Source organism: Sphingomonas liriopis (assembly GCF_024211255.1).
In the GTDB taxonomy this organism is placed as follows: domain Bacteria; phylum Pseudomonadota; class Alphaproteobacteria; order Sphingomonadales; family Sphingomonadaceae; genus Sphingomonas; species Sphingomonas liriopis.
The window spans coordinates 108,705-135,375 of sequence record NZ_JAMLDY010000006.1; the positions used below are offsets into that span (position 1 = coordinate 108,705).

The window sequence follows — 26,671 nt, forward strand, 5'->3', positions numbered from 1 at the left end:
TTACCACCACGCCTGCGGGCGGGCGACGAAGCCGGCGCGCTGTTCGATTGCCAATCCGGCGTTCAGCACGCCTTGTTCGTCCAATGGCTTGCCGATGATCTGCAGGCCCAGCGGCAGCCCCTGCTTGTCGAGCCCGCCCGGTACGCTCATCGCCGGAAGACCGGCCAGCGAAGACGGCACGGTGAAGACGTCGTTGAGATACATGGCGATCGGATCGGCCGACTTCTCGCCGAGCGCGAACGCCGCGGACGGCGCGGTCGGGGTCAGCAGCACGTCGCACGTCTCCCACGCGCGCTCGAAGTCCCGCGCGATCAGCGTCCGCACCTTCTGCGCCTGCGTGTAATAAGCGTCGTAGAAGCCCGCCGACAGCACATAGGTGCCGATCATGATGCGCCGCTTCACCTCCGGGCCGAAGCCCGCGGCGCGGGTCGCGGCGTACATGTCCTGCAATCCCGCCCCCTCGGGCAGGTCGCGCAGGCCGTAGCGCACGCCGTCGTAGCGCGCGAGGTTGGACGACGCCTCCGCCGGCGCGATGATGTAATAGGCGGGCAGCGCATATTTCGTATGCGGCAGCGAGACCTCGACGATCTCCGCGCCCGCGTCGCGCAGCCAGTCGATACCGGCCTTCCACGTCGCACCGATACTCGCCAGGCCTTCAAGATCGTAATTGAGCCCGTCTCCACTACCCTCGAACCGATACTCGCGAGGAATACCGACCCGAACCCCACGCAGATCGCCCGACAGGCCCTGTTCCCAGCGCGGTACGTCGAGCTGGAGCGAGGTCGCATCCTTGGCGTCGAACCCGGCCATCGCCTCGAGCAGGATCGCGCAGTCGCGCACGTCGCGCGCCATCGGCCCCGCCTGGTCGAGCGACGATGCGAAGGCGATCGTCCCCCAGCGCGAGCAGCGGCCATAGGTCGGCTTGATGCCGCTGATCCCGGTGAACGCCGCCGGCTGGCGGATCGAGCCGCCGGTGTCGGTGCCGGTCGCGCCCGGGCACAGCCCCGCCGCCACCGCCGACGAACTGCCGCCCGACGAGCCGCCCGGCGCCAGCGGCGCGTCGCTGCCCGGCCGCCGCCACGGCGAGATCACGTTGCCGAACGCGCTGGTCTCGTTCGACGAGCCCATCGCGAACTGGTCCATGTTGAGCTTGCCGAGCATGCCCGCACCGGCGTCCCACAGCTTCTGCGAGATCGTCGATTCGTAGGTCGGCACGAACCCTTCGAGGATATGGCTCGCCGCGGTGGTCGCGACGCCCTTCGTGCAGAACAGGTCCTTCATCCCGATCGGCACGCCGGCGAGCGGCTTCAGCGTCTGGCCGCCCGCGCGCGCGGCATCGGCGGCACGCGCCGCGGCGAGCGCGTGATCGGGCGTCTCCACCAGAAATGCGTTCAGGTGCTTCGCCTTAGCCACTTTCACCACGAAGGCGTCGGCGACCTCGACCGCGGAGAAGGCACCGCTGCGCACGCCGTCGCGGATCGCGGCGACGCCCAGTTCGGTCAGGTCGGTCATTATTCGATCACCTTGGGAACGGTAAAGAAGCCATGCTCGGCCTGCGGGGCATTGGCCATCAGCGCATCGCGGATGCCGCCACCGGTCAGCGGATCGGCGTCGATGACATCGTCGCGCAGGCGAAGCTGGTTGGGGATGACCGCGGTCATCGGCTCGACGCCGGCGGTATTCACCCCTTCCAGTTGCTCGATCCAGCCGAGGATGTTGCTGAGTTCGGGGGCGAGGCGCGCGGCGTCCTCGTCGGTGATCGCGATGCGCGCGAGCGCGGCGACCTTCTTCACGGTGGCGGTGTCTACGGACATGCTCTTGCGCCTATCAGAGGCGGCTTGCCGAGCGCAACCGCGTGTTGCCAGTTCCGGCGCCCTCGTCCATCAGGCGCCATCCCTGACCTGCCCGGAACCCGATCCCTTGGCCCGCAAATTCCTCTACGTCTTCGCGGTCCTGATCGCGCTCGTCATCGCCGGTGCCTTCGCCTACCGGCTGTACGGCGTCGAGATCCTGCGCATGGCGCTGGTGCCGTCGGAACGCTTCACCGCGCAGGCGGGCGTCGATCCGAAGGTGTACGCCGACCGGCGGCTATGGATCGCGCGACCCGACATTCCGGGCAATCCCGCGCTGTGGAGCCCCGCCGGCTACACGCCGGAGGCCAGCCCCAAGGCGGCGGTCTTCTTCATCCACCCGACCTCGTACATCGGCCGCGACCATTGGAACGCGCGGCTCGACGATGCCGAGACCAACGCCCGCGCCGCGATCTTCCTGCGCGGTCAGGCGAGCGCGTTCAACGCCGCAGGCGACATCTGGTCGCCGCGCTACCGTCAGGCGACGTTCGGCGCGTTCCTGACCAGCGAGGCCGACGCCAACCGCGCGCTGGACCTCGCCTACGGCGACGTCGCCGCGGCGTTCGCCGCCTTCGTCCGCCAGGTCGATCCCAAACGCCCGATCATCCTCGCCGGCCACAGCCAGGGCGCGCTGCACCTGACCCGCCTGCTCCGCGAACAGGTCGCGGGCAAACCGATCGCCAGGCGCATCGTCGCCGCCTACGTCGTCGGCTGGCCGGTGTCGAAGGCGACCGACCTCGCCGCGCTCGGCCTGCCCGAATGCGCCCGCCCCGATCAGGCACGCTGCCTGCTGTCGTGGGAGAGTTTCGCCGAACCCGCCGATCCGTCGCTCATCACCGACCTGTACGACAAGACCATTGGCTTCGACGGCCGCCCGCGCAAGGACACGCCGCTGGTCTGCACCAACCCGCTGACCGGCACTGTCGACGCCGCCGCGCCCGCCACCGCCAATCAGGGCACGCTCTTCCCCTCCGCCGATCTCGCCACCGCGACGATCCAGCCCGGCAAGGTGCCCGCGCGCTGTGGCCCGCGCGGCTTCCTGCTGATCGGCGAGCCGCCCGAGGTCGGAGGCTATGTGCTGCCCGGCAACAATTATCACGTCTACGACTACAGCCTGTTCTGGGCGAACGTGCGCGCCGATGCGCTGCGCCGGCTGGCGGCGTTCAAGTGATAACGGCCGACCGCGCGGACTTTCGCGAGGCGCTGCCGCAGGGAGGGCGGCTGCTCGGCCTCGACCTCGGCAGCAAGACGATCGGCACCGCGCTGTGCGACGCCGGCTGGAGCTTCGCCAGCCCCGCCGAGCTGATCCGCCGCAGCAAGTTCACCAAGGACAAGGCCGCGCTCGTCGCGCTCGCCACCGCGCAGCAGGTGAAGGGGATGGTCCTCGGCCTCCCCCTCAACCTCGACGGGACGGAGAGCCCGCGCAGCCAGTCGACCCGCGCCTTCGCCAGGAACTGCGACGACCTCGGCCTGCCGATCCTCTTGTGGGACGAACGCTGGTCGACCGTCGCGGTCGAACGCACGATGATCGAACAGGACATGAGCCGCGCCAAGCGCGCCGAACGGATCGACAACCTCGCCGCCGCGCACATCCTGCAGGCGGCGATCGACGCGCTGGTGATGGCCTGACGAGAATGGCTGCATCTTGATGAGTCTCGCTGGGCAACCTCAGGTTCGCTATTTCCATTCGGCCCGAGTAATGAAATACGAAGATTCATGACCCTGTTCATTGCCGCCCATCTTATTCTCGCACTTGTTCTTTTCTTTTCTGTCAATTGGATCGGCAAACACGCCGTCGATTTTGGCTATCAAAGTACCACGCTTTTCGAAGAGCCAGATGAGAACGTCGCGCTCAATTTTTTCTTGCGAGCGATGGCACCCACGGTTTTCATCGTGGCTGTATCCGCAGCGCTGGTTGCCACAGGTCATCCTAGCTGGCGAATGGGAATAGCTTGGGTCTCCGTCTATTATTATGGCATTCGCTGCATGGCGATCGTGCTTCTGAATCGGCAGGGACTAATTAGTTGGCCAAGGTTCATCGGCCACGCCACCGCCGGCATTGCGGCCGCATTCATTGCACAGCGCTATCTAATCATCCCGAATAGGTCTCTGCTTCCAAATCTGGATTCGGCCGGAAACGAGCTATGGCTTGCGATCATAGCTTTCTTTTATGCGGTCGCGAACAAGGTGCCGCTTGCTGGAGGCCCTGGCGCGCGCAGGCGGAATCGGTTCGTCGCACGTCACTATCGTATTATTCGGCGCCGCTTTGATGCGCTTATCGCAACGGAAACCAAAGACTCCCAGCTACAACTAATTATATACGCCGTCATGATATACGAGGATTACGCCCGACCGCCGCTGATCCGAAGCATCGAAAGGCTTATGTTCTGGAAGAAGGATAGGACAACCGGGATCATGCAGGTACGAGCCGATCACTCATTGAGCGATCATGAAAGCGTCCAGCGAGGTATCCACCTTCTCGCTGATTCATGGGCTCAAAACGCGCCCAACGAATCAAATTGGGAGCGCACGCGGGATACGGTTTCCACATACAACAGAGACGACGACTACATCTCCAGAGTGTTTGACGTTATGGAAATTCTTGCGAAGAGAGTCGATCCTAGCCTCGAGCCGGTCTACGACTCCCTCTTGAATTGATTGTGACGTTCGGCGAGATCAAGGAAACGCAGGAGATGCTTGACTTCTCCAACGCGCACGGCCTGACCAGCGACATCGAGATGATCCGTATGGACCAGATCGACGAAGCCTACGACCGGATGGCCAAGGGTACGTGAAATACCGATTTGCCATCGACACGGAGACGCTGAAGGCGGCGTGATGCCCATGAGGCACGCGCAGCGAATGTCCCGCCGCATGCCTGACCTACCCCGTCACCCACGACTTGTTCCGGGATCAACTCTGCGGCGATGAAAGTGGGTGGAGGCCGAAAACGGTACGCCTGCGGACCCGTGGACCCCGGAACAAGTCCGGGGTGACGGAGGAGGTTAGGTACGGCATCGTTCGCCACAGCTGTCCTACACACCCTCGCCCTGCTATATCGGCCCCATGCACGCCCTTTCCCACGGCCGGCCCCGCTCTTCCCGGGGAACCAGCCGGAGGCGTTTTCGAACACGACGTACCGTCCACTTCGTCCACTTCCAGCCCACCCGACTCGGCCGCGCCCGCTTGCCCCGACCCCACCGCCGCGCTACCCGGCGCGCTTGATGCAGCCCTCCGATCACCGCCCCGCCGCCCAGATCCCGGGCGGCGCCGTCTTCCCGCACCGGCACCTGACCGGCATCGACGGCCTCCAGCCGCACGAGATCGCCTTCCTGCTCGACGAGGCGGAGACGTGGGTGGATGCGAACCGCAGCCATGCCGCACCCGACAAACGGCTCGACGGGCTTACTCAGATCAACGCCTTCTTCGAGAACAGCACGCGCACGCTGCTGAGCTTCGAGATCGCCGGCAAGCGCCTGGGCGCCGACGTCGTCAACATGCACGCCGCGCAATCGAGCGTGAAGAAGGGCGAGACGCTGATCGACACCGCGCAGACGCTGAACGCGATGCGCGCCGACGTGATCGTCATCCGCCATATGGCGAGCGGAGCGGTGCGGCTGATCGCCGACCGGGTCGACTGCCCGGTGCTCAACGCCGGCGACGGGCGGCACGAACATCCGACGCAGGCGCTGCTCGATGCGCTGACCATCCGCCGCCGCAAGGGGTCGATCGCGGGTCAGCGCGTGGTGATCTGCGGCGACGTGCTGCACAGCCGCGTCGCGCGCTCGAATATCCTCGCGCTCACCGCGCTCGCCGCCGAGGTGCGGGTATGTGCGCCGTCGACGCTGATGCCCGCCGCGATCGAGCGGATGGGGCTGACGCCGTTCACCGACTTCGACGCGGCGCTGGTCGGCGCCGACGTGGTGATGATGCTGCGCGTCCAGAACGAGCGGATGGCGGGTGGTTATATCCCGTCGAGCCGCGAATACCGGCTGCGCTATGGCCTGACGCCGGAGCGGCTGGCGAAATTGCCGGACGCGCTGGTGATGCACCCGGGACCGATGAACCGCGGAGTCGAGATCGATTCGAGCGTCGCCGACGGCCCGCAATCGGCGATCACCGAACAGGTCGAGATGGGGGTGGCGGTACGGATGGCGTGCCTCGACGTGCTGACCCGGCGCGCGCGCGGCGTGGAGGGCTGGGCATGACCACGATCGCCTTCGTCAACGCGCAGATCGCCTGCCCGGTCGCCGGCGTGAAGCCCGGCGGGCTGCTGGTCCGCGACGGCGTCATCGCCGCGGCGGGAACGTTCGAGGTGCCGGGCGACGCCGCCACCATCGACTGCGGCGGCAAAACGCTCGCGCCGGGGATCGTCGATCTCGGCGTGTTCGGGATCGACCGCGCGGCGTTCCGCGCCGGCGGGATCGTCCGCGTCGCGCTGATGCCCGACGGCAATCCGGTGCTCGACGACCCCGGCATCGTCCAGCGCGCCGCGCTGATCGGCAAGCCCGACCTGTGGATCCATCCGATCGCCGCGGCGACGCGCGGGCTCGCCGGCGAGGATATGGCGGAAATGGCGATCTGCGCGTCCGCGGGCGCCAAGGCGGTCGGCACCGGGCGGCACTGGATCGCCGATTCGGGGGTGATGCGCCGCGTGCTCGCCTATGCCCGTGACCTCGACATCGCGGTCGTCGCGCATGCCGAGGACGGCGGGCTGACCGGCGGTGCGGTGGCGACCGACGGCGAGACCGCGACGCGCCTCGGCCTGCCCTCCGCCCCCGCCGCCGCCGAAGCGCTGGCGGTGGCGCGCGACCTGATGCTCGCCGAGGATACCGGCGCGCGGCTGCACATCCGCCAGGCGACGACCGCCGCCGCCTTCGACCTCATCCGCGCCGCCAAGCGCCGCGGCGTGCGCGTGACCTGCGGGATCACGCCGGCGCACCTCCATCTATCCGATATCGCGATGAGCGATTTCCGCACCTACGCCCACCTCTCGCCGCCGCTGCGCAGCGAAAGCGACCGGCAGGCGGCGCGCGGCGCGGTGGCGGACGGGACGATCGACGTGCTGGCGTCCGGCCACGATCCGCACGGGCCGGAGAAGAAGCGCCTGCCCTTCACCGATTCGGCCGCGGGCATGGCGGGGGCGGAAACGCTGCTGCCGCTGGGGCTGATGCTGGTCCGCGACGGCGTGCTGCCGCTCGCACGGCTGCTCGCGATGCTCGCGGCGAACCCCGCTAGGGTGCTGGGGCTGGAGACGGGGACGCTGGAGGCCGGCAAGCCCGCCGACCTGATGCTGTTCGATGCCGACACGCCGTGGCAGATCGACGGCAGCGCGTTCGCCTCGGAGGGCAACACCCCGTTCGATGGCCTGCCGGTACAGGGCCGCGTGCTAAGGGTATGGAAAGCCGGCCGAGAGGTGTGATCGCTTAAAGCCCTTTCCCCTCAGGGGCGCATCGGGCCGATCATGCCCCCGGCATGATCTGAACAGCACGGGGTGCTGTTCACCCGATGCGGGTTGGGAGAGGGGCGGTGTCTCACTGAAACCGCCCCCTCTGCGAGGCCCCTGCCCCTCACCCCGGCCCTCTCCGCGGAGGGGAGAGGGAGTTAGGGTTACCGCGACGCCAGTTGCACGGGGCTGCGCAGCCATTGCGCCATGCGGTCGCCCGCCTCGCGGCGGACGAAGCAGGTGCCGCCCTTGGCGCGGTAGCTGCGGCACATCTGGTCCGCGGACTGGCGCGAGAAGCCGCCGACCGACAGGCGGTAGAGCGAGCCCTGACGCGCGGCGAAATTGGTCCCCGTCGGCTGATGCCCCGACAATGCGGCGAAGCGGCGGGTAGCGCTGGTCCAGCCCGACTTGGCGACCGCGGCGTTGCTGAACGCGCCGAGCTGGACGTACCAGTCGCCGCCGGCAGGCTGCGGACGGACGAACGGCGTCGCCGCCGGCACCGCCTGGACGACGCGCTTCGATCCATTGCCGCGCAGGGCGAGCTTGGCCGGCGCCGCATCGGCGCGGATCAGCATCGTCGGCAATGGCTGCACCACCTCGCGCCGTGCCGCGAAGCTGACCTTGGCGAATGGCGACGCAGCGGCGGGCGATGGCACGGCCGCCGGCGTGGCGGCCACCACCGGCGCTGCGATCACGACCGGGGTTTCGACCGCGGCGGTCTGCACCGGCGTATCCTGCACCGGCGTCACCGGCACCGCGGCGTTGAGCGCCAGCGCGATCGGGCGGCCGGTATCGGCGACCGGCGTCACGCCGAGCAGGCTCGCGACCTGCTGCGACGCATGTGCCGGCTTGGCGAAGGTCGCCCATTGTTCGATCCGCGCATCGACGTCGGCGGCGGACATGTCGGCGGCGGCGGCGACGCGCGCCATGCTCCAGTTGCCCGCCAGCGCATAGCTGAGCGCCAAATTCTGCCGCACCTTCGCATCCGCCCCCGGCGCACGCGCCGCGGCGTTGAGGATCTGCACCGCGCCATCGGGATTGCCGGCGAGCGCGGTGGCGAGGCCGAGGTCGCCGACCGGGATGATCGCGGCATGCGTATCAAGGGTCGTCCGCGCCGCCGACCAGTCGCCGGTGGCGATCTGCGCCAGCGCGAGGTTGAGCGCCGCCTTGCCGTTGTCCGGCGTCAGCTGCAGCACGTCGGCGAAGCTGTCGCGCGCCGAGGCGAACCGTCCCGCCTGCAGATACCCCTGCCCCAGCAGCATGCGATAGCCCGCGTCGCGCGGCGCCAGCGCCACCGCGCTCTCGGCGAGCGGAACGGCGGTCGCGGCATCGCGCCTGGCCAGCGCACGCGCGGCCTTGTCGGCGTCGCGCGCGGCGGTCCTGGCGGCGAGCGCGGCGCTGCGGTCGCTCGCGGAGGCGATGCGGCCGGCGGTGCCGGTGCAGCCGACCATCGTCCCCCCGAGGACGAGGGCGGACATGCCGAGCGACAGGATCAGGCGTGGTGTCATCGGATTACCCCCCAGGTTACCGCGTGGTCTTCGCCCGCGGCAGCTGCGCGACGAGCGCCTCCACCTCGGGAACGGCACCGAGCAGCGCGTCGAGCGCCTCGGTGACGAGGTCCTGTGCGGACCGGTTGGTGATCGCCGACGCGAGGCGCAGCCGCAGGTGACGGTCGGCATCGACGCGCAGCGTGAAGGCGGCCTTGCCGCCATGCTGCGTCTCGCGCCGGATGCGCGTCGCGGTGGCGACGGATACGGACTTCACCGCGCTCGGCGATCCGATCTCGGATGCCAGCAGCTCGCGCTGGACCAACACCGTCGGCACGACGTCGGTCGCGGCCACGACCGGTTCGACCACCGCGGGCACCGGCTCCGGTGCGGACGGCGGCGGCACGTTGGTCCCCATGTCGTTCCAGCCGAGGTCATCGGCGTTATGGCCGACGCCGGCGAAACCGCCGAACCCCTGGCTGCGCATCGCCGGCCGCGCCTGTCCCTTGCGGGCGAGCAGGCCGGACGACAGCGAGGCGATCGGCTTGGTCGATCCGAACATTGCTTACCCCCCCACCACGCGGCGGCCGAAGCCGCTGGCGGCAGGACGCTGGCCGAAGCCGGGCCCGCCGCTCGCGGTCGGCACGCTGAACACGGTGCGGCGGAAATTCTTCTCGAGCCGGTCGGCGACATAGGTCCACAATTGCGCGACCTCGGTAGCGGACTTGCCCTTGGGATCGACCTCCATCACCGTCCGCCCGTCGATCATCGACGCGGCGAAATCGGTGCGCTGGTGGATGGTGATCGGCGCGACCGTGCCGTGCTGCGACAGCGCGACCGCGGCATCGCTGGTGATCCGCGCCTTGGGCGTCGCGGCGTTGACGACGAAGATCAGCGGCTTGCCGGCGCGATCGCACAGGTCGACGGTGGCACCGACCGCGCGCAGGTCGTGCGGGGACGGCCGGGTCGGCACGACGACCAGCTCGGCGACGTTGATGACGCTCTGGATCGCCATGGTGATCGCCGGCGGCGTGTCGATCATGGCGAGCTTGAAGCCCTGCTGGCGCAGCACCTCGAGATCGGCCTGCAGTCGCGCAACGGTGGTCTGCGCGAAGGCGGGATATTCCGCCGTCCGCTCGTTCCACCAGTCGGCGAGGCTCCCCTGCGGATCGATGTCGATCAGCACGACCGGGCCATAGCCCGCCATCTGGGCCTGCACGGCCAGATGCCCGGACAAGGTCGTCTTGCCCGATCCACCCTTTTGCGATGCCATCGCGAGAACGCGCATAGGCCCCCTTCAAGAAAAATTGCCGCTATTCCACGCCGACACCTGCCAGAGCGCGCCTAAGAACCGGTTAATGGTCGCGAGGGCCGTGCGATGACGCTTTGCCTCGGGCGCCAAGCCGGGGCATGATGCGCCGATACGGTTCAAGAGGGTGAACGAGATGCGGAAGACGGGTTGGATCGCAGGCGCCCTGCTGGCGGCAAGCCTTGCAGGCGGCGCACCGGCAGGCGCGCAGAACGTCAAGGCGGGCGTCGATGCCTGGGGCCGCGGCGATTTCGACGGCGCGGTGACGCAGTGGCGCGGGCCGGCGGTGGCGGGCGATGCCGATGCGCAGTTCAACCTGGGCCAGGCGTACAAGCTCGGCCGCGGCGTGCCGCTCGACCCGGCGCTCGCCGAAAGCTGGTTCCGCAAGGCGGCGCTGCAGGGTCACCATCAGGCGGAGGACAATTACGGCCTCGCGCTGTTCCAGGCCGGCCGCAAGGCGGAGGCTGCGCCGTGGCTCGAAAAGTCGGTCGCGCGCGGCGAACCGCGCGGGCAGCTGGTGCTCGGCACGATGCTGTTCAACGGCGACGGCGTACCGCGCGATTACCCGCGCGCCTATGCGCTGATGACGCTGGCGTCGCAGTCGGGCCTCAAGTCCGCGTCGGAGACGCTGGCGCAGATGGACCAATATATCAGCCCCGCCGACCGCGAGCGCGGCACCGCGCTGGCGCAGCGCTACGCCGCGGACGTGCGCAACGCCCCCATCGACGGCGGCCGCGGCGGCAAGATGGCGATCGACGCCACGCCCCCGCGCCGCGGCGGGATCGCGACCGCCGACGTGCCGCCATCGCGCCCGCCCGCCGATCAGCCGCGCCCGCAGAAGCTGCCGCCGCGCGGCGGGCCGGAACGCGTGCCCGCGCCCTCGCCGGATCGCCCGGTCAACGACCGCATCGCCCACCACGACTCGCGCCCGGCTCCGGCCCGTCCGGCACCGGCTCCTGCCGCGACCGGCGGCGGGTGGAAGATCCAGCTCGGCGCGTTCAGCACGCAGGCGAACGCGCAGACGCAATGGTCGCGCGTCCGCGGCAAGCTCGGCGGCGCGCAGCCGGTCTATGCCAAGGCGGGCAACGTCATCCGCCTGCAGGCGAGCGGCTTCGCATCGAAGGCGGCGGCGCAGAAGGCCTGTTCGGCATCGGGCGTGTCGTGCGTGGTGGTGGCGCCGTAATCGGCGGCTGAGCCCCCGTCGCTCGCCCCACTTCCTTCGTCACCCCGGACTTGTTCCGGGGTCCACCGGGCCGCGAGCGTATCGCTCGAACTCAAGCCGTTCGCCTCGCCGCGGAGTGGACCCCGGAACAAGTCCGGGGTGACGGGGGTGGTCAGGCGAAGGTCGGACCAATACTGCGGGCAAGGGCACGCCAGACGACACGCCCGGCCTACGCCTCCACCCATTCCTTCCGCGCGTACCCCTGCGCGTACAGCAGCACCGACAGATCGCCATGATCCACGCGCGCCCCCGCCGCGGCGGCGACGATCGGCTTGGCATGATAGGCCACCCCCAGCCCCGCCCGGCGGATCATCGCCAGATCGTTTGCACCATCGCCGGCCGCGAGGCTCAGCGCCGGATCGATCCCCCGCGCAGCGATCGCGGCGAGCAACGTCTCCTCCTTGGTCGCCGACCCGACGATCGGCTTGGCTACCTTGCCGGTCAGCCGGCCGTCCTCGATCAGCAGTACGTTGGCGATGGCGGACCCGAAACCGATCTCCGCCGCGACCGGCTCGGCGAAGCGGGTGAAGCCGCCCGACACCAGCACCGCCTCCGCCCCGTTCGCGCGCATCGTGCGGACCAGCGCCTTGGCACCCGGCATGATCCGCACCCGCTCGGCGAGACATTGCGCGATCACGCCCTCGTCGAGCCCCGCGAGCAACGCCACCCGCGCATCGAGCGCGCCTTCGAAATCGAGTTCGCCGCGCATCGCCGCCTCGGTCACCGCCGCGACCTCCGCCTTGATCCCGGCATAATCGGCCAGTTCGTCGATGCATTCGACGGTAATCATCGTCGAATCCATGTCGGCGACGATCAGCGCCTTGCGCCGCGACGCGGTCGGCTGGACGACCACGTCGCTGCCTGCGAACGCGCCTTCCAGCGCCTCGCGCGCCGCCGCGAGATCGGCGGCGAAGGCGATATCCGCCGCCCGACCTTCCTCCAGCCATATCGCATCCCCGGGCGCGCAGCCCGCCGCAGCGAGCCGATCCGCCGCCACCGACAGGTCGCCTCGTGCCAGCGCCTCGCCTATAAGCGTCGCCGTGAACATCGCCGTCTCCCCGAAACCAAGGGTCGCGCTCATCGCAGGGCCGACCGCCAGCGGCAAGTCCGCCGCGGCGATCCGCCTCGCCGAGGCCCATGACGGCGTCGTCATCAACGCCGACGCGAGTCAGGTCTACGCCGACCTCAGCATCCTCACCGCCCGCCCGAGCGCCGACGAGGAAGCCCAGGTGCCGCACCGCCTGTTCGGCCATGTCGACGCCGCCGACGCCGGCTATTCCGCCGCGCGCTGGGCGGCGGAGGCGCGCGTCGCGATCGCGGACGTTCATGCGGCGGGCAAGCTGCCGATCCTCGTCGGCGGCACCGGCCTGTACCTGCGCACCCTGGTCGACGGCATCGCCCCCGTCCCCGCCATCGACCCGGCCGTCCGCACCGCGGTGCGTGCGCTGCCCGTCGCCGAGGCGCACCGCCTGCTCGCCGCCGAGGACCCGGCCGCCGCCGCCCGCCTCGCCCCCGCCGACACCACGCGCGTCGCGCGCGCGCTCGAGGTGATACGCGCGACCGGACGACCGCTCGCCGCATGGCAGGCGGAGCGGGTCGGCGGCATCGGCAATGCCATCACCCTCGCCGCCGCGATCCTGCTGCCCGATCGCGATGCGCTGATCGCGCGGATCGACGCACGTTGCGAAACGATGTTCGCGGCGGGCGCGATCGATGAGGTCGCGGCCCTGCTCGCCCGCGACGACGTGCCTGCCGACGCGCCGATCCGCCGCGCGATCGGCGTGTCGCCGCTCGCCGCCTATCTCCACGGGCCGATCGATCGCGCCGCGGCGCTGGCGCAGGTGCAACTCGACACCCGCCGCTACGCCAAGCGACAATATACGTGGTTCCGTAACCAACCGCCCGAGAGATGGGCTCGCACGACAGATTCGAACCAATTGAATGCCGCTATAGCAAGTTTATTGCTTGAAAAGGGTTGACCCTCGCAATTCCGCTCGCTACCCGCACCGCAGCATTTTCCTGTTGTCGAGTTGGAGACGAGCCGTGGGCGAAAAGAGCGGAGCAGACATCCTGGTCGAGGCGCTGTGCGATCTCGGCGTGGAGGTCGTGTTCGGCTACCCCGGTGGGGCGGTCTTGCCGATCTACGACGCGATGTTCCGCGCCAATGCGAACGGCGCGCGGATCAAGCACATCCTCGTCCGCCACGAACAGGCGGCGACGCACGCGGCGGAAGGCTATGCCCGCTCGACCGGCAAGCCCGGCGTCGTCCTCGTCACCTCCGGCCCCGGCGCGACCAATGCGGTCACCGGCATCACCGACGCGCTGCTCGATTCGATCCCGATGGTCGTCATCACCGGTCAGGTGCCCACCACGCTGATCGGCACCGACGCCTTTCAGGAGGCGGATACGGTCGGCATCACCCGCCACTGTACCAAGCACAATTATCTGGTGAAGGACCCGGCGAAGCTGGGCCCGACGATCCACGAGGCGTTCCACATCGCCACGTCGGGCCGCCCCGGCCCGGTTGTCGTCGATATCCCCAAGGACGTCCAGGTCGCCACCGCGCGCTACGCCAAGCCCGGCCCGACCCAGCACAAGACCTATCGCCCGCAGGTGAAGGCGCCGCAGAGCCAGATAGAGCAGGTCGTCGACATGCTCGCCGCGGCCGAACGCCCGATCCTCTACACCGGCGGCGGCATCATCAATTCGGGTCCGGCGGCATCGCAACTGCTCGCCGAGCTGGCGCGAATCACCGGTGCGCCGGTGACCTCGACGCTGATGGGCCTCGGCTGTTTCCCCGCCTCGTCCGACCAGTTCCTCGGCATGCTCGGCATGCACGGGACGTACGAAGCCAACATGGCGATGAACCAGGCGGACCTGATCGTCGCGATCGGCAGCCGCTTCGACGACCGCGTCACCGGGCGATTGGACGCGTTCAGCCCGAACAGCCGTAAGGTCCATATCGACATCGACCGGTCGAGCGTGAACAAGAACGTGCGCGTCGATCTCGCCATCATCGCCGACGCCGGCCACGCGATGGAGGATATGGTGCGCATCTGGAAGGCGCGCCAGCATCCCAAGCCCGACACGCGCGAATGGTGGAGCCGCATCGCGGGCTGGCGCGACCGGCAGAGCCTGAGCTTTCCCGAGACGGGCGAGGCGATCATGCCGCAGCGTGCCGTGCGTGCCCTGTGGGAGGCGACGCACGCCCGCGATCCGATCATCACGACCGAGGTCGGCCAGCACCAGATGTGGGCAGCGCAGCATTTCGGCTTCGAGAAACCCAACAAATGGCTGACCAGCGGTGGCCTCGGCACGATGGGCTACGGCCTGCCCGCCGCGATCGGCGCGCAGCTCGGCAATCCGAAGGCGCTGGTCATCGACATCGCCGGCGAGGCCAGCATTCAGATGAACATCCAGGAGCTCGCGACGGCAACGCAATACCGGCTGCCGGTCAAGATCTTCATCCTCAACAACGAATATATGGGGATGGTCCGCCAGTGGCAGGAGCTGACCTACGAGAGCCGCTATGCCGAAAGCTATTCGGACAGCCTGCCCGATTTCGTGAAGCTGGGCGAAGCCTATGGCTGGAAGGGCATCCGCATCGAGACGCTCGGCGAGCTGGACGACGGCATCGCCGCGATGCTCGACCATGACGGCCCGGTGATCGTCGACTGCCGCGTCGCCAAACTGGCGAACTGCTTCCCGATGATTCCGTCGGGCGCGGCGCATACCGACATGATCCTGCAGGCCAACGAAGTGTCCGGCACGATGGACGACGAGGCCAAGGCGCTGGTGTAACTCCCCTCCCGCTTGCGGGAGGGGCTGGGGGTGGGCCTGTCCACCAGCCGGCCCGCCCGTGGCTTTCCCACCCCCTACCCCTCCCGCAAGCGGGAGGGGGGAAGAGGTTCAATGCACATCAAGACCGAAGCCACCGAACGCCACACGCTGGCGGTCATCGTCGACAACGAACCGGGCATTCTCGCCCGGATCGCCGGCCTGTTCACCGCGCGCGGCTATAATATCGAGAGCCTGACGGTGTCGGAGATCACCGCCGACAAGTCGGTCAGCCGCATCACCATCGTCACCAGCGCCAGCCCGGCGACGATGGAACAGATCATCGCCCAGCTCGACCGGCTGGTGCCCGTCCACAAGGTCACCGACCTCACCGCGCAGGGTGCGCATGTCGAACGCGAGCTGGCACTCATCAAGGTGCGTGGCACCGGCGACCACCGTATCGAGGCGCTCCGCCTCGCCGACGTCTACCGCGCCCGCGTCGTCGATGCGACGACGACCAGCTTCGTGTTCGAGGTGACCGGCGGCATCGACAAGATCGACAAGTTCGTCGAGCTGATGGGTGAAGTCGGCCTGATCGAGGTCGCCCGCACCGGCATCGTCGCCATCGCCCGCGGCAAAGAGGCGGCCTGAAATTTCCCTCTCCCACCGGGAGAGGGAGGGAGCGCCAAAGGCGCGCAAGGGTGAGGGCGACCGGCTCATCACCCTCAACAACTTCGACTAGGCAGCCCGCTGCCAAGTCTCCGTATCCTCTCCCAACGGGAGAGGGAGAGTAGCAAAGGGAATATCATGAAGGTCTATTACGATCGCGACGCCGATCTGAACCTCATCACCGACAAGAAGATCGCCATCGTCGGCTACGGCAGCCAGGGGCACGCCCACGCGCAGAACCTGCGCGACAGCGGGGTCAAGGACGTCGCGATCGCGCTGCGCGAAGGCTCGGCGACCGCGAAGAAGGCGATCGACGCCGGCTTCAAGGTGCTGTCGAACAAGGAAGCGGCCGCCTGGGCCGACATCGTCATGATCCTCGCCCCCGACGAGCATCAGGCGGCGATCTGGGACACCGATCTGAAGGGCAACATGAAGCCCGGCGCGGCGCTCGCCTTCGCGCACGGCCTCAACGTGCATTTCGGCCTGATCGAGCCGCCCGCGGACATCGACGTCATCATGATCGCGCCAAAGGGCCCCGGCCACACCGTGCGTTCGGAATACGTCCGCGGCGGCGGCGTCCCCTGCTTGATCGCGATCCACCAGGACGCGAGCGGCAACGCGCACGACGTCGCGCTCGCTTATGCGAGCGGCGTCGGCGGCGGTCGCTCGGGGATCATCGAGACGAACTTCCGCGAGGAATGCGAGACCGACCTGTTCGGCGAGCAGGCGGTGCTGTGCGGCGGCATCACCCACCTGATCCAGGCCGGGTTCGAGACGCTGACCGAGGCGGGCTATGCGCCCGAGATGGCCTATTTCGAATGCCTCCACGAAACCAAGCTGATCGTCGACCTGCTGTACGAGGGCGGCATCGCCAACATGCGCTATTCGATCAGCAACACCGCCGAATACGGCGACATCGTGACGGGCCCGCGGATCATCACCGACGAGACCAAGGCCGAGATGAAGCGCGTCCTCGCCGACATCCAGTCGGGCCGCTTCGTCAAGAACTTCGTCCTCGACAACCGCGCCGGCCAGCCCGAGCTGAAGGCCAGCCGCAAGCAGGCCGCCGCGCATCCGATCGAGAAGGTCGGCACCGAACTGCGCGCGATGATGCCGTGGATCGGCGCCAACAAGCTGGTCGACAAGGACAAGAACTAAGCGGTTCGCGCTCACCCTCACCCTTCCGGCGCTTCGCGCCTCCTTCCCTCTCCCACCGGGAGAGGGAAGAGACGCCGAAGGCGGCGATAGGGTGAGGGTGACGCTTCCACAAAACCCTCCGTTTCGGAAACCGGCACTTTTCGTGCCGCAGGCGTTATGGTCAAACCCGCTATCATTTCAGGGAGACCATCCATGCGCCTCATCCTCGCCGCCGTGCTCGCCACGGCCGCCGTTCCCGCGATCGCCCAGATCGTGCCCACCGTCCCCGGCCAGCCCGGCCAGCCGACCGCCAAGGTCCCGGCCGGCACCTATCCGGTCGATCCCAACCACACGCAGGTGTCGTGGGAGGTCAACCACATGGGCTTCTCGATGCTGCAGGGGATGTTCGGCGCCTCGACCGGATCGATCACGATCGATCCCGCCAAACCCGCCGCCGCGAAGGTCGACGTGACCTTCCGGATCGCCGATGTCGCCGTCACCGCAGCGCCCTTCGCCAAGCACCTCCAGTCGCCCGATTTCTTCGACGCGGCGAAATATCCGACCGCGCGCTTCGTCTCGACCGCGATCACCCCGCGCGCCGGCAACAAGGCGACGATCACCGGCAATCTGACGATCAAGGACCAGACCAGGCCGGTGACGATCGACGCGACCTTCATCGGTGCCGGCGCCAACCCGATGAGCAAGAAGCTCAACTTCGGCTTCAACGGCACCGCGACGATCCTGCGCAGCGACTTCGGCGTCGGTGCCTATGCCCCGGTCGTGTCGGACACGGTCAAGCTCCACATCCACGCCGCGTTCGCCGCGCAATAGGCCTGTCCGGGCGGCGGGAGCGGCTTGCCGCTACGCCGCCGCCCGCACCTGCGCGAAGCCGGCGAAGGTTCCGCGCACCGCCGGATCGGCTCCCATCGACAGCCGCATCACCTGCTCCAGCGCATCGCCCGCCTCGCCCGGCGTGGCATAGGCCATCGCCCATTCGCCGAACTCGCGCACCGCGATCGTGCGATCCGACAGCACGACCAGCGCATGATGCCGGTCGTCCGCCTGGATTCGCGCAAAGGCCGCATCGACCGCGGCCTCTTCGCCCTCCAGCGCCTGGAGGAAGCGCTTGCCGTCGAAGAACAACAGCCCGGTGATTCGCGCCCGCGCATTGTTGCGCCGCGACTGGCCGAGGATCGCGGCGGGATCGATCGCCGCCTGCCGGCGCATGCTGCTGATATAGACGATCTGGCGCATCGGCCCCCGCTCCCGCTCTTATGGTTTCGGCGAAGGCCTTACGATCCAAGGGGTTATCGATCGGTCAACGCCGCCGCGCCGCAGCGGGCCGGAACGGGTGGACAAGCGCGCATCACTCCGTCATTACCCGACGCAGCATGGACCGCGCCCGCACCCTTCTTCGACTTATCCGCCCTTAGGGCGGCGGTTGCTCGTGCACGCTCCCCTAAGGGCCGGATAACGCTTCAGCGCCACCTTCGCCGCGCGTGACCGATAGGGTCCGCGGCGCCAAGACGGGACCGACACATGCTCCGCGATCCATCGACCAAATACCGCGCCTTCCCGACCATCGACCTGCCCGACCGGCAGTGGCCTTCGCGCGTCATCACGCAGGCACCGCGCTGGCTGTCCACCGACCTGCGCGACGGCAACCAGGCACTCATCGACCCGATGGACGCCGAAAAGAAGACGCGCCTGTTCGACCTGCTCGTCAAGGTCGGCCTCAAGGAAATCGAGGTGGGCTTCCCCTCGGCCGGCGCGACCGAATTCGACTTCATCAGCGGATTGGTGAAGACCGGCCGCATCCCCGACGACGTGTTCGTGCAGGTGCTGACGCAATCGCGCCGCGACCTGATCGAGACGAGCTTCGCGTCGCTGGACGGCGCGAAGCAGGCGATCGTCCACCTCTACAACGCGGTTTCGCCGGCATGGCGCAAGATCGTGTTCGGCATGACCCGCGACGAGGTGAAGCGGATCGCGGTCGAGGGCGCGCAGATCCTCCGCGACGAAGCGGCCAAGCGCCCCAGCACCGACTGGCGCTTCGAATACAGCCCGGAAACCTTCTCGACCGCCGAGCTCGATTTCTCGCTCGAGGTCTGCGCGGCGGTCATGGACGTGCTGCGCCCGACGCCGGACAAGCCGATCATCTTCAACCTGCCCGCGACGGTCGAGTGCGCGACGCCCAACGTCTATGCCGACCAGATCGAATGGTTCGGCCGCAACATCCCCAATCGCGACAGCGTCGTGATCTCGCTGCACACGCACAACGACCGCGGCACCGGCGTCGCCGCGGCGGAGCTGGGGCTGATGGCGGGCGCCGATCGCGTCGAAGGCTGCCTGCTCGGCAATGGCGAACGCACCGGCAATTGCGACCTCGTGACCGTCGCGCTCAACATGTACACGCAGGGGGTGTCGCCCGGGCTCGACCTTTCCGACATCGACGGAATCGTCAACACGATCAACTATTGCACCAACATCCCCGTGCATCCGCGCACGCCCTATGCCGGCGATCTGGTGTTCACCGCCTTCTCGGGCAGCCATCAGGACGCGATCAAGAAGGGCTTCGCGGCGCAAAGCGCGCGCAACGACGAACTGTGGGAAGTCCCCTACCTCCCGATCGATCCCGCCGATCTGGGGCGCAGCTACGAAGCGGTGATCCGCGTCAATTCGCAGTCGGGCAAGGGCGGCGTCGCCTGGGTGATCGAACAGGACAAGGGCCTGAAACTCCCCAAGCGCCTGCAGGCCGATTTCAGCCGCCACGTCCAGGCACTCGCGGACGAGACCAGCCGCGAACTCGGCGCCGCCGACATCTGGGGCCGGTTCGAAGCGACCTACCTCCCCCGCCCGACCGACCGCTTCGCGTTGCGCGATTATGAGGAAAGCGGCAGCGCCGGCGACCGCCTGTTCGTCGGCCGCGTCTCCGTGGACGGCGAGGAACGCTCGATCTCCGGCCGCGGCAACGGCCTGATCTCGGGCGTCATCGCCGCGCTCGGCGAGACCGGCCCCGACCTCGACGTCGTCGACTACAGCGAGCACGCGATCGGCCACGGCGCCGACGCGCAGGCCGCCGCCTATGTCGAATGCCGCACCGCCGATGGACGGACAGTCTTCGGCGTCGGCATGGACACCGACATCGCGACAGCGAGCGTGCGCGCCGTGCTCAGCGCGGCAAACCGGGCATAACCTCCGGAGTTCACGCCCCCGCCCTCACCCTTCGCCGCTTCCGGCGTCTTTCCCTCTCCCGCCGGGAGAGGGAGGGAGCGGCGAAGGGATCCCATGAAAGTGCTACTTTCATGGGGCCCGCAGCCGCGGAAGGGTGAGGGCGAGCGCTTCGCGAACTTGGGTGTCGTCTTCTTACACCCGCTTGTGGATATTCATCGGCTGGTTAAGATAAGTCCCGTGAACGCAAGCAAGACCGTTGGAATCATCGTCGTCGCCGCCGTCTTCTGCGCGTGGACATACATTACACTGACCGGCGAGCCGCGTTTGCAGACTAGCATCGCAAACGGATCATATTCGAACGACTGCTGTGGCACGATCATCCTGAAAAACGGGACCATGACCGTTGCAAATCAACGAGTTAGCTACGTTGTCGAACAGGATAAGGAAGGCCCTTACGTGCTGCCCAAGTCATACGTAGGAGCTTCGGGTCAAGAGTTCGTGACTAGGTCAGATGCCCACGCGTTGAAACTGCGTCTCGACGACCCAACCCGACCGCGCAAAGTCCAATTGCTCGATGATACCGCTGGTGGTCGGGCTTATGTGTTTAGCCGGATGAACGGCGGCTAACGATCAATCGCCGCCCCCGCACCACCTCACACCCCACCGCAGCATCCGGGTACACGTCCAGCTTCATCGACCGCACCCGCACCTCCCGCACCCGCGCGTCCGCCAGACACAGCGCCGCCACCGCCTCGACCAGCGTCTCCTGCAGCGCAAACCCCGGCCCGTCGGCCATCGCGCGGATGCCGTCGCGGAGGAAGTCGTAGTCGAGCACCTCGTCGATCCGGTCGGCGTTCGGCGGCGTCGGGTAATCGACCGTCATCCAGACTGACAGGCGCACGCGTTGCGGCGCGGCTTCGTGGGGATGGATGCCGAGGCGCATCGCGACCTCCAGCCCGTCGAGGATCGTGGTATATTCAGCCATCCGCTCCTCCGAACATCACGTCGCGGTCGCTCCTCACGAAGCGCTGGCCGGCGTCGACGTACAGCGTCTGCCCGGTAACGCTGCGCGCGCCGAGCAGATAGACGACCGCCTCGGCGACGTTCGCCGCGCCGACCGGGCGGCGGAGGAGATTGTCGGAGGCGACGGCCGCGAACTCGGCCTCGCTCTGGCCGCCGCTCGGCAAGGTTATGCCGGGGGCGACGGCGTTGACCCGCACTCGTGGCGACAGCGCCTGCGCCAGCAACTCGGTCGCGCCGGCGAGCGCATATTTCGACAGCGAATAGCTGAAGAAATCGGGGTTGGGATTGGCCAGCTTCTGGTCGAGCAGATTGACCACCGCCCCCTCCTCCACATCCTCCTGCGCGGCGAGCGCCGCGGCGAGTATCGCCGGCGTCACCGCATTGATCGCATGGAGCCGCGCCGCGAGTCCCGCGTCGATCGCCTCCGGCCGGTCGAACTCGAATGCCGAGGCGCTGTTGACCAACGCCGCGATCGGCCCGCCCGCCGCGTCGCGCGCGCGAGCGAACAGCGCCGCCGCACCCGCGCTGTCGGCCAGATCGCCATCGACGCACACCCCGCCCAACTCGGCCGCCAGCGCCCGCGCTTCGGCGGCGGATCGCCCGTAGTGGATCACCACCCGCCAGCCCGCCTGCGCACAGGCACGCGCGATCGCCGCGCCGAGCCGCTTCGCGCCGCCGGTGACGAGCACGGCGCGGCTCATCAGCTGCGCAGGCCCATCAGCGCGAGCACCTCCTTGCGGCTGCGCTCGTCGTCGCGGAACACGCCCATCATCCGGCTGGTCACCATCGATACGCCGGGCGTGCGCACGCCGCGCGCGGTCATGCAGGCGTGGCTCGCCTCGATCACCACCGCGACGCCCTGCGGCTTCAGATTGTCCCAGATGCAGTCGGCGACCTCCGCGGTCAGCCGCTCCTGCACCTGCAGCCGCCGCGCGAAGCCGTGCAGCACGCGGGCCAGCTTGCTGATCCCGACGACATGGTCGCGCGGCAGATAGGCGATGTGCGCCTTGCCGATGATCGGCGCCATGTGGTGCTCGCAATGCGACTGGAACGGAATGTCCTTCAGCAGCACGATCTCGTCATAGCCGCCGACCTCCTCGAACACGCGCTCGAGGTGCCTGGCCGGATCGTCGCCATAGCCGGCGCAATATTCGCGCCACGCCTTGGCGACGCGGCGCGGCGTGTCGACCAGCCCCTCGCGCGTCGGATCGTCGCCCGCCCAGCGGATCAGCGTGGCGATCGCCGCGGTGACCTCCGCCGGGATCGCCATGGCATCGGTCGCTTCGACCAGGTCGCCATCCGTCGGCGAGGCTTGCCGATCCGTCATCCCGTCACCCTTTCATCCGTCGTTACGCTACACATGCACCCAACCTTAGGTTCAATTTTGCAACCGGTCCATGTCGCACCGGCACCCTGCGAGCGGCCTTTTACGCTGACAGAATTCGATTGACGCGGAAATCCGTCGGGGGCAGTTTGACCATACCCGAAACAGGAACGTCCGCATCGCCGGCGCCAGACCGAACGAGCGGCAGGGAGAGGTCGCCATCATGAAGAAGTTCGAACTGCTCGCCGCATCGGCCCTCGTCATGATGCCGGCGATTCCCGCCGCCGCACAGACCGCCGATACCACGTCCGCGCAGAATACGGCACCCGCCAACGGCCCCGGCCAGGAGGCGCGCTCGACGCAGAGCGTCGATCCCAACGCGGCTTCGGCGGAGAACACCATCGGCGACATCGTCATCACCGCCCAGCGCCAGTCGCAGCGGTTGCAGGATGTGCCGATCGCGGTCAGCGCGTTCAGCGCGGACAACATCGAAAAGCAGCAGATCGTCAACCCGATCGCGCTGCAACAGTCGCTGCCCAGCATCACCTTCACCAAGACGGGCTATACGACGTCGAGCTTTACCATCCGCGGCGTCGGCGACCTGTGCGTCGGCGCGACCTGCGACCAGGCGACCGCGATCCACGTCAACGACATGCCGCTGTCGACCACCCGCCTGTTCGAGAGCGAGTTCTTCGATCTCGAACGCGTCGAGGTGCTGCGCGGGCCGCAGGGGACGCTGTTCGGGCGCAACGCGACGTCGGGCGTGGTCAATTTCATCACCGCCAAGCCCGATCTCAGCGGTGTCCACGCCGCGGGCGAATTCGAATACGGCAATTACGATTCGAAGCGCGCGCGCGCGATGTTCAACCTGCCACTCGGCGACACGCTCGGCATCCGCGTCGCGGGCACCTATCTGAAGCGCGACGGCTATACGTTCAACACCTACGACAACAGCCGCATCGACGGGCGCGACCTCTACTCGATCCGCGGTACGCTGTCGTGGGAGCCGTCGAGCGACACGCGCATCGACCTGATCGGCTATTATTTCCGCGAAAAGGACAATCGTAGCCGCATCCAGAAGCAGCTGTGCCACCGCGATCCCAGCGGCGTGCTCGGCTGCCTGCCCGATACCAAGAGCTACGAGACGACCAACGGCCTGTCGACGCTGGCCGCGGTGCTGACCTCGACCGAATTCTTCCGCGTCAACAACGCCGCGCTCGCGCCGTTCGCGTTGCAGAGCCTGTACGGCACCGACCCCTATACCGGCGTCGTCAATCCCGCCGACGTGCGCACCGTGCGCATCGACTACAACCCGACCTATTTCGCCGACGAAGAGCAATATACGGCCAAGATCTTCCACGATTTCGGCCCCGTCAGCTTCAACTTCACCGGTGGCTATACGCGCAATTCGGTCGACAGCACGGTCGACTATAACCTCGCCGTCGAGGGGTCACTCGCGGCCAATCCCGGCCTCGCCGCGCTCAACGCCTTCGGGCGCACCGGTGGCGCGGCGCCGTTCCTCAACGGCGTGCGCCAGACGCTGATCCCCAACGGCCCGGCGGGCGGCGTCTGCCAGTCGGCGGCCGATCCGCGCAACGTCGGCGTCTATGGCGGCAGCAGCGTCGGCTGTTTCCCGCAGAGCCTCGACTTCGACCGGTCGCGGATCAGCAACCGGCAATTCTCCGCGGAAGCGCATATCGACAGCCAGTTCGACGGCGCGTTCAACTTCCTGTTGGGCGGCATCTATCTGGACAGCCTCAGCCGCGACAACGACTATTTCGTCAACGCCTTCGGGCTCGATTACGCCTCGGGCATCCTGGGCGCGGCATCGTCCGCGGCGATCCCCGGCGTGAACGGCAACGCCTTCCTCGGCTCGCCCTTCTATCGCAACGACACCAAGCGCTTCCGCCTGAAATCCTACGGCATCTTCGGCGAGACCTATTTCAAGTTCAGCGATCGCGCCAAGCTGACGCTGGGCCTGCGCTACAACCACGACCAGAAATCGGTGCAGGCGCGCAACCTGACGCTCAACGTGCTGACGCCCTATGGCGCCAGCGGGATCGAGAGCGGGCTGAACTATGCCGCGGTCGACTTCGACCCGACAACCGCCGGCACGCAGGCCTATGCGTTTCGCGACGTCACATTTGGAAAGCTGACCGGGCGCGCCGTGTTCGATTACAAGATCGACGACGACAAGCTGCTCTACGCCTCCTATTCGCGCGGCTACAAATCGGGCGGCATCAACCCGCCGGTCGCCGCGACCTTCTCGGTCCCGACCGTCTTCACGCCCGAACAGGTCGACGCGTTCGAGATCGGGTCGAAGAACACGTTCCTGTCCGGCGCGTTGCGGCTGAACGTCACCGGTTTCTATTACAAATACAAGGGGTTGCAGCTGAGTCGCATCGTCGCGCGCACGGCGGTGAACGACAATGTCGACGCCAATATCTACGGCGTCGAGGCCGAGGCGGTGATCGCGCCGGTGCCGCGCTTCGTCGTCAACATGAACGCCAGTTACCTGCACACCGAGATCACGGGGAACAAGGCGCTCATCAACCCGCGCCTGCCCTCGGGCGGCCGCACCGACACGGTCATCATCAAGGACATCACCAACGCGTCGAACTGCGTCGTCATCCCCAACGCCGGCGGCGCAGCGGTGGCGAACGGCTTCGTCACCGCGGTCAACGCCGGGGTGGGGCTGCGCGCACCGACCGCGATCAGCGGCACGGGCACGACCGGCGCCTTCGGCATCTGTTCGGTGCTGCAGGCGCAGGCGGCGGCGACCAACACGCCGGTGACGGTCACCGACGGCGTCGCGGTCGGGCTGAACGGCAACAAGCTGCCGCAGGCACCGACCTACAAATGGTCGGTGGGCGCGCAATATACCGCCGATTTCGCCGGCGGCTGGAGCGTCGTACCGCGCGTCGACCTCAACTATACCGGCAATTTCTCGGCGAGCGTGTTCAACCTCAACGTCGATCGCGTGCCGGGCTATGAGGTGGTCAATGCGCAGATCCAGCTCAACGCGCCCGACGACCGTTTCTACCTGCGCGCGTTCGTGCAGAACCTGACCGACAACGACGCGATCACCGGACAGGCGGTCGCCGACCAGTCGTCGGGCCTCTACACCAACATCTTCACGATCGAACCGCGTCGCTACGGCGCGGCGGTCGGGTTCAAGTTCTGAGCCAAGGATCGGCGACGTCGCCGTTCTGCAACCGTTTCGCCGCCCGATCGCTTGATAGGGCACACAACGGCAGGAGAGCGACGATGACCGAGCCAAAGGCCGGCGATACCGTGACATGGAAAAGCCATGGCGGCACCGCGCACGGGACGGTGGAAAAGAAGCAGACCAAGGATACCCAGATCAAGGGGCACACCGTCCGCGCCTCCCCCGACGAGCCGCAGTTCATCGTAAAGAGTGACAACGGAGGAAAGGCGGCGCACAAGGCGAGCGCGCTCAAGAAGGCGTAAACTCTCAGCGCCCGGGGATCGACCCCGGCGAAACAGGAAGGAATGCGATGGCTACTGCACCCAAGACCGGCGGCATCCACGCCCCCGTGCAACCCTCCCCCGAGCTCGGGGCGGTCGTCGGCAACGAGAAGCTGCCGCGCAGCCAGGTGATCAGCAAGGTGTGGGAATATATCAAGTCCAACAACCTGCAGAATCCCGAGAACAAGCGCGAGATCCTGGCGGACGAAAAGCTCAAGAAGGTCTTCGGCCGCGACAAGGTGACCATGTTCGAGATGAACAAGTACATCGCGCAGCACGTGAAGGCCTGATCGACACGGAATTCGCAACGGGAGCATCGCGCCTTCAGCGGCCGGCGATGTTCCCGTTCATTCCGAATACCGGCTGACGGCGCCCGGCCAGTCAGCGAATATGGTTGTACTTCGAAAGGTTCAGCCAGCCGCGGTGGCCGAACGGCCGGGCTCAGCGCGAGCGCGCGGGAATGAACGGCAACGCGATCGCCGAAGCGATGATCATGATCGCACCGGCAGCGACATACAGCCAGAAGGTCAGCGGACGCATCGCTCAGCGGCTCCGCGACGACGCGGCCGCGCCATAATGCATCGCAATCCGTGCAGCCCGCGAAGGGCCATCCATAGCGTCCATGTCGATTCTCCCACCCCTGAGGACCGGCGGCCTAGCAGCCAATTGTGTCCACATTTTTGCAAATCGAGACAGGCAGCTGGCGGTCGGCGATATGGCGGTGGGGTGGCACGGCGGGAGCAACGGGGGGAGGCCCGGAACCG

Annotated in this window: 27 protein-coding genes; 17 read left to right on the plus strand and 10 right to left on the minus strand. The window is 67.7% G+C overall.

The annotated features are described in order from the left end of the window. Positions 1-1,512: an Asp-tRNA(Asn)/Glu-tRNA(Gln) amidotransferase subunit GatA gene (gene gatA / locus M9979_RS06470; protein WP_254288515.1), complete on the minus strand. Its 1,512-nt coding sequence runs from the start codon at positions 1,510-1,512 to the stop codon at positions 1-3. After that, complete coding sequence (gene gatC / locus M9979_RS06475) at positions 1,512-1,814, minus strand: Asp-tRNA(Asn)/Glu-tRNA(Gln) amidotransferase subunit GatC (RefSeq protein WP_254288516.1); 303 nt, start codon at positions 1,812-1,814, stop codon at positions 1,512-1,514. Before gatC ends, gatA begins: the two co-directional genes overlap by 1 nt. A gap of 106 nt (positions 1,815-1,920) precedes the next feature. Between gatC and M9979_RS06480 the strand changes: the two genes are divergently transcribed. The 6 genes from M9979_RS06480 (at position 1,921) to M9979_RS06505 (ending at position 7,272) form a co-directional block, all read left to right on the plus strand. Continuing rightward, complete coding sequence (locus tag M9979_RS06480; protein ID WP_254288517.1) at positions 1,921-3,021, plus strand: DUF3089 domain-containing protein; 1,101 nt, start codon at positions 1,921-1,923, stop codon at positions 3,019-3,021. Beyond that, entirely contained in the window at positions 3,018-3,479 is a 462-nt protein-coding gene (gene ruvX, locus M9979_RS06485; RefSeq protein WP_254288518.1) for a Holliday junction resolvase RuvX, read from the plus strand. Before M9979_RS06480 ends, ruvX begins: the two co-directional genes overlap by 4 nt. 87 nt (positions 3,480-3,566) lie before the next feature. Next, a complete protein-coding gene (locus M9979_RS06490) occupies positions 3,567-4,508 on the plus strand; it encodes a hypothetical protein (RefSeq protein ID WP_254288519.1) in 942 nt (313 codons plus the stop codon). Then, complete coding sequence (locus tag M9979_RS06495; RefSeq protein ID WP_340689052.1) at positions 4,505-4,645, plus strand: hypothetical protein; 141 nt, start codon at positions 4,505-4,507, stop codon at positions 4,643-4,645. The genes M9979_RS06490 and M9979_RS06495 overlap by 4 nt, the downstream gene beginning before the upstream one ends. A 429-nt stretch (positions 4,646-5,074) precedes the next feature. Next, the gene (locus M9979_RS06500) at positions 5,075-6,058 is read left to right on the plus strand and encodes an aspartate carbamoyltransferase catalytic subunit (protein WP_254288520.1); all 984 of its coding nucleotides are present in this window, start codon (positions 5,075-5,077) and stop codon (positions 6,056-6,058) included. Continuing rightward, positions 6,055-7,272: an amidohydrolase family protein gene (locus M9979_RS06505; RefSeq protein ID WP_254288521.1), complete on the plus strand. Its 1,218-nt coding sequence runs from the start codon at positions 6,055-6,057 to the stop codon at positions 7,270-7,272. Before M9979_RS06500 ends, M9979_RS06505 begins: the two co-directional genes overlap by 4 nt. A gap of 188 nt (positions 7,273-7,460) precedes the next feature. On the opposite strand, the gene M9979_RS06510 is transcribed toward M9979_RS06505, so the two are convergent. From M9979_RS06510 to M9979_RS06520, 3 genes are read right to left on the minus strand one after another with little or no spacing between them, the layout of a single operon-like run. After that, positions 7,461-8,804 carry a tetratricopeptide repeat protein gene (locus M9979_RS06510; protein ID WP_254288522.1) on the minus strand — a complete coding sequence of 448 codons (1,344 nt, stop codon included), beginning with the start codon at positions 8,802-8,804 and terminating at the stop codon, positions 7,461-7,463. Positions 8,805-8,820: 16 nt separating this feature from the next. After that, on the minus strand, positions 8,821-9,345 hold the full coding sequence (locus M9979_RS06515; protein WP_254288523.1) for a hypothetical protein: 525 nt from the start codon (positions 9,343-9,345) through the stop codon (positions 8,821-8,823). 3 nt (positions 9,346-9,348) lie between these two features. Beyond that, positions 9,349-10,071, minus strand: coding sequence for a ParA family protein (locus tag M9979_RS06520; protein WP_254288524.1), 723 nt, complete (start codon positions 10,069-10,071; stop codon positions 9,349-9,351). 157 nt (positions 10,072-10,228) lie between these two features. On the opposite strand from M9979_RS06520, the gene M9979_RS06525 reads away from it, so the two are divergent. Next, positions 10,229-11,275: an SPOR domain-containing protein gene (locus M9979_RS06525; protein WP_254288525.1), complete on the plus strand. Its 1,047-nt coding sequence runs from the start codon at positions 10,229-10,231 to the stop codon at positions 11,273-11,275. Positions 11,276-11,483: 208 nt separating this feature from the next. On the opposite strand, the gene serB is transcribed toward M9979_RS06525, so the two are convergent. Next, positions 11,484-12,362, minus strand: a complete 879-nt coding sequence (gene serB / locus M9979_RS06530; protein WP_254288526.1) for a phosphoserine phosphatase SerB — start codon at positions 12,360-12,362, stop codon at positions 11,484-11,486. Between serB and miaA the strand changes: the two genes are divergently transcribed. From miaA to M9979_RS06555, 5 genes are all read left to right on the plus strand, one after another. Further along, positions 12,361-13,293 carry a tRNA (adenosine(37)-N6)-dimethylallyltransferase MiaA gene (gene miaA / locus M9979_RS06535; protein ID WP_254288622.1) on the plus strand — a complete coding sequence of 311 codons (933 nt, stop codon included), beginning with the start codon at positions 12,361-12,363 and terminating at the stop codon, positions 13,291-13,293. The genes serB and miaA overlap by 2 nt on opposite strands. 64 nt (positions 13,294-13,357) lie before the next feature. Further along, on the plus strand, positions 13,358-15,115 hold the full coding sequence (gene ilvB, locus M9979_RS06540) for a biosynthetic-type acetolactate synthase large subunit (RefSeq protein ID WP_254288527.1): 1,758 nt from the start codon (positions 13,358-13,360) through the stop codon (positions 15,113-15,115). Positions 15,116-15,226: 111 nt separating this feature from the next. Beyond that, positions 15,227-15,742, plus strand: a complete 516-nt coding sequence (ilvN, locus tag M9979_RS06545; protein ID WP_254288528.1) for an acetolactate synthase small subunit — start codon at positions 15,227-15,229, stop codon at positions 15,740-15,742. Between the two features lie 114 nt (positions 15,743-15,856). Beyond that, positions 15,857-16,918, plus strand: coding sequence for a ketol-acid reductoisomerase (gene ilvC, locus M9979_RS06550; protein WP_340689054.1), 1,062 nt, complete (start codon positions 15,857-15,859; stop codon positions 16,916-16,918). 192 nt (positions 16,919-17,110) lie between these two features. After that, on the plus strand, positions 17,111-17,728 hold the full coding sequence (locus M9979_RS06555) for a YceI family protein (RefSeq protein ID WP_254288530.1): 618 nt from the start codon (positions 17,111-17,113) through the stop codon (positions 17,726-17,728). Positions 17,729-17,758: 30 nt separating this feature from the next. On the opposite strand, the gene M9979_RS06560 is transcribed toward M9979_RS06555, so the two are convergent. Further along, positions 17,759-18,151 (minus strand): BLUF domain-containing protein, encoded by a 393-nt coding sequence (locus tag M9979_RS06560; RefSeq protein ID WP_254288531.1) that lies wholly within the window; start codon positions 18,149-18,151, stop codon positions 17,759-17,761. Positions 18,152-18,436: 285 nt separating this feature from the next. Between M9979_RS06560 and leuA the strand changes: the two genes are divergently transcribed. Continuing rightward, a complete protein-coding gene (leuA, locus tag M9979_RS06565) occupies positions 18,437-20,092 on the plus strand; it encodes a 2-isopropylmalate synthase (RefSeq protein ID WP_254288532.1) in 1,656 nt (551 codons plus the stop codon). 93 nt (positions 20,093-20,185) lie between these two features. Continuing rightward, the gene (locus tag M9979_RS06570; protein WP_254288533.1) at positions 20,186-20,698 is read left to right on the plus strand and encodes a hypothetical protein; all 513 of its coding nucleotides are present in this window, start codon (positions 20,186-20,188) and stop codon (positions 20,696-20,698) included. Here M9979_RS06570 and M9979_RS06575 read toward each other — a convergent pair. The 3 genes from M9979_RS06575 to folE are packed head-to-tail and all read right to left on the minus strand — an operon-like array spanning position 20,676 to position 22,421. After that, positions 20,676-21,056: a dihydroneopterin aldolase gene (locus M9979_RS06575; protein WP_254288534.1), complete on the minus strand. Its 381-nt coding sequence runs from the start codon at positions 21,054-21,056 to the stop codon at positions 20,676-20,678. The genes M9979_RS06570 and M9979_RS06575 overlap by 23 nt on opposite strands. After that, positions 21,049-21,795 (minus strand): SDR family oxidoreductase, encoded by a 747-nt coding sequence (locus M9979_RS06580; RefSeq protein ID WP_254288535.1) that lies wholly within the window; start codon positions 21,793-21,795, stop codon positions 21,049-21,051. The genes M9979_RS06575 and M9979_RS06580 overlap by 8 nt, the downstream gene beginning before the upstream one ends. Beyond that, positions 21,795-22,421 (minus strand): GTP cyclohydrolase I FolE, encoded by a 627-nt coding sequence (gene folE, locus M9979_RS06585; RefSeq protein ID WP_254288536.1) that lies wholly within the window; start codon positions 22,419-22,421, stop codon positions 21,795-21,797. The genes M9979_RS06580 and folE overlap by 1 nt, the downstream gene beginning before the upstream one ends. Before the next feature lie 220 nt (positions 22,422-22,641). On the opposite strand from folE, the gene M9979_RS06590 reads away from it, so the two are divergent. The 3 genes from M9979_RS06590 to M9979_RS06600 all read left to right on the plus strand — a co-directional run bounded on the left by M9979_RS06590 (position 22,642) and on the right by M9979_RS06600 (position 26,197). Then, complete coding sequence (locus M9979_RS06590; protein WP_254288537.1) at positions 22,642-25,602, plus strand: TonB-dependent receptor; 2,961 nt, start codon at positions 22,642-22,644, stop codon at positions 25,600-25,602. Between the two features lie 83 nt (positions 25,603-25,685). Continuing rightward, a complete protein-coding gene (locus tag M9979_RS06595; RefSeq protein ID WP_254288538.1) occupies positions 25,686-25,889 on the plus strand; it encodes a hypervirulence associated TUDOR domain-containing protein in 204 nt (67 codons plus the stop codon). Positions 25,890-25,936: 47 nt separating this feature from the next. Further along, positions 25,937-26,197 (plus strand): SWIB/MDM2 domain-containing protein, encoded by a 261-nt coding sequence (locus M9979_RS06600; protein WP_254288539.1) that lies wholly within the window; start codon positions 25,937-25,939, stop codon positions 26,195-26,197. Positions 26,198-26,671: the final 474 nt, after the last annotated feature.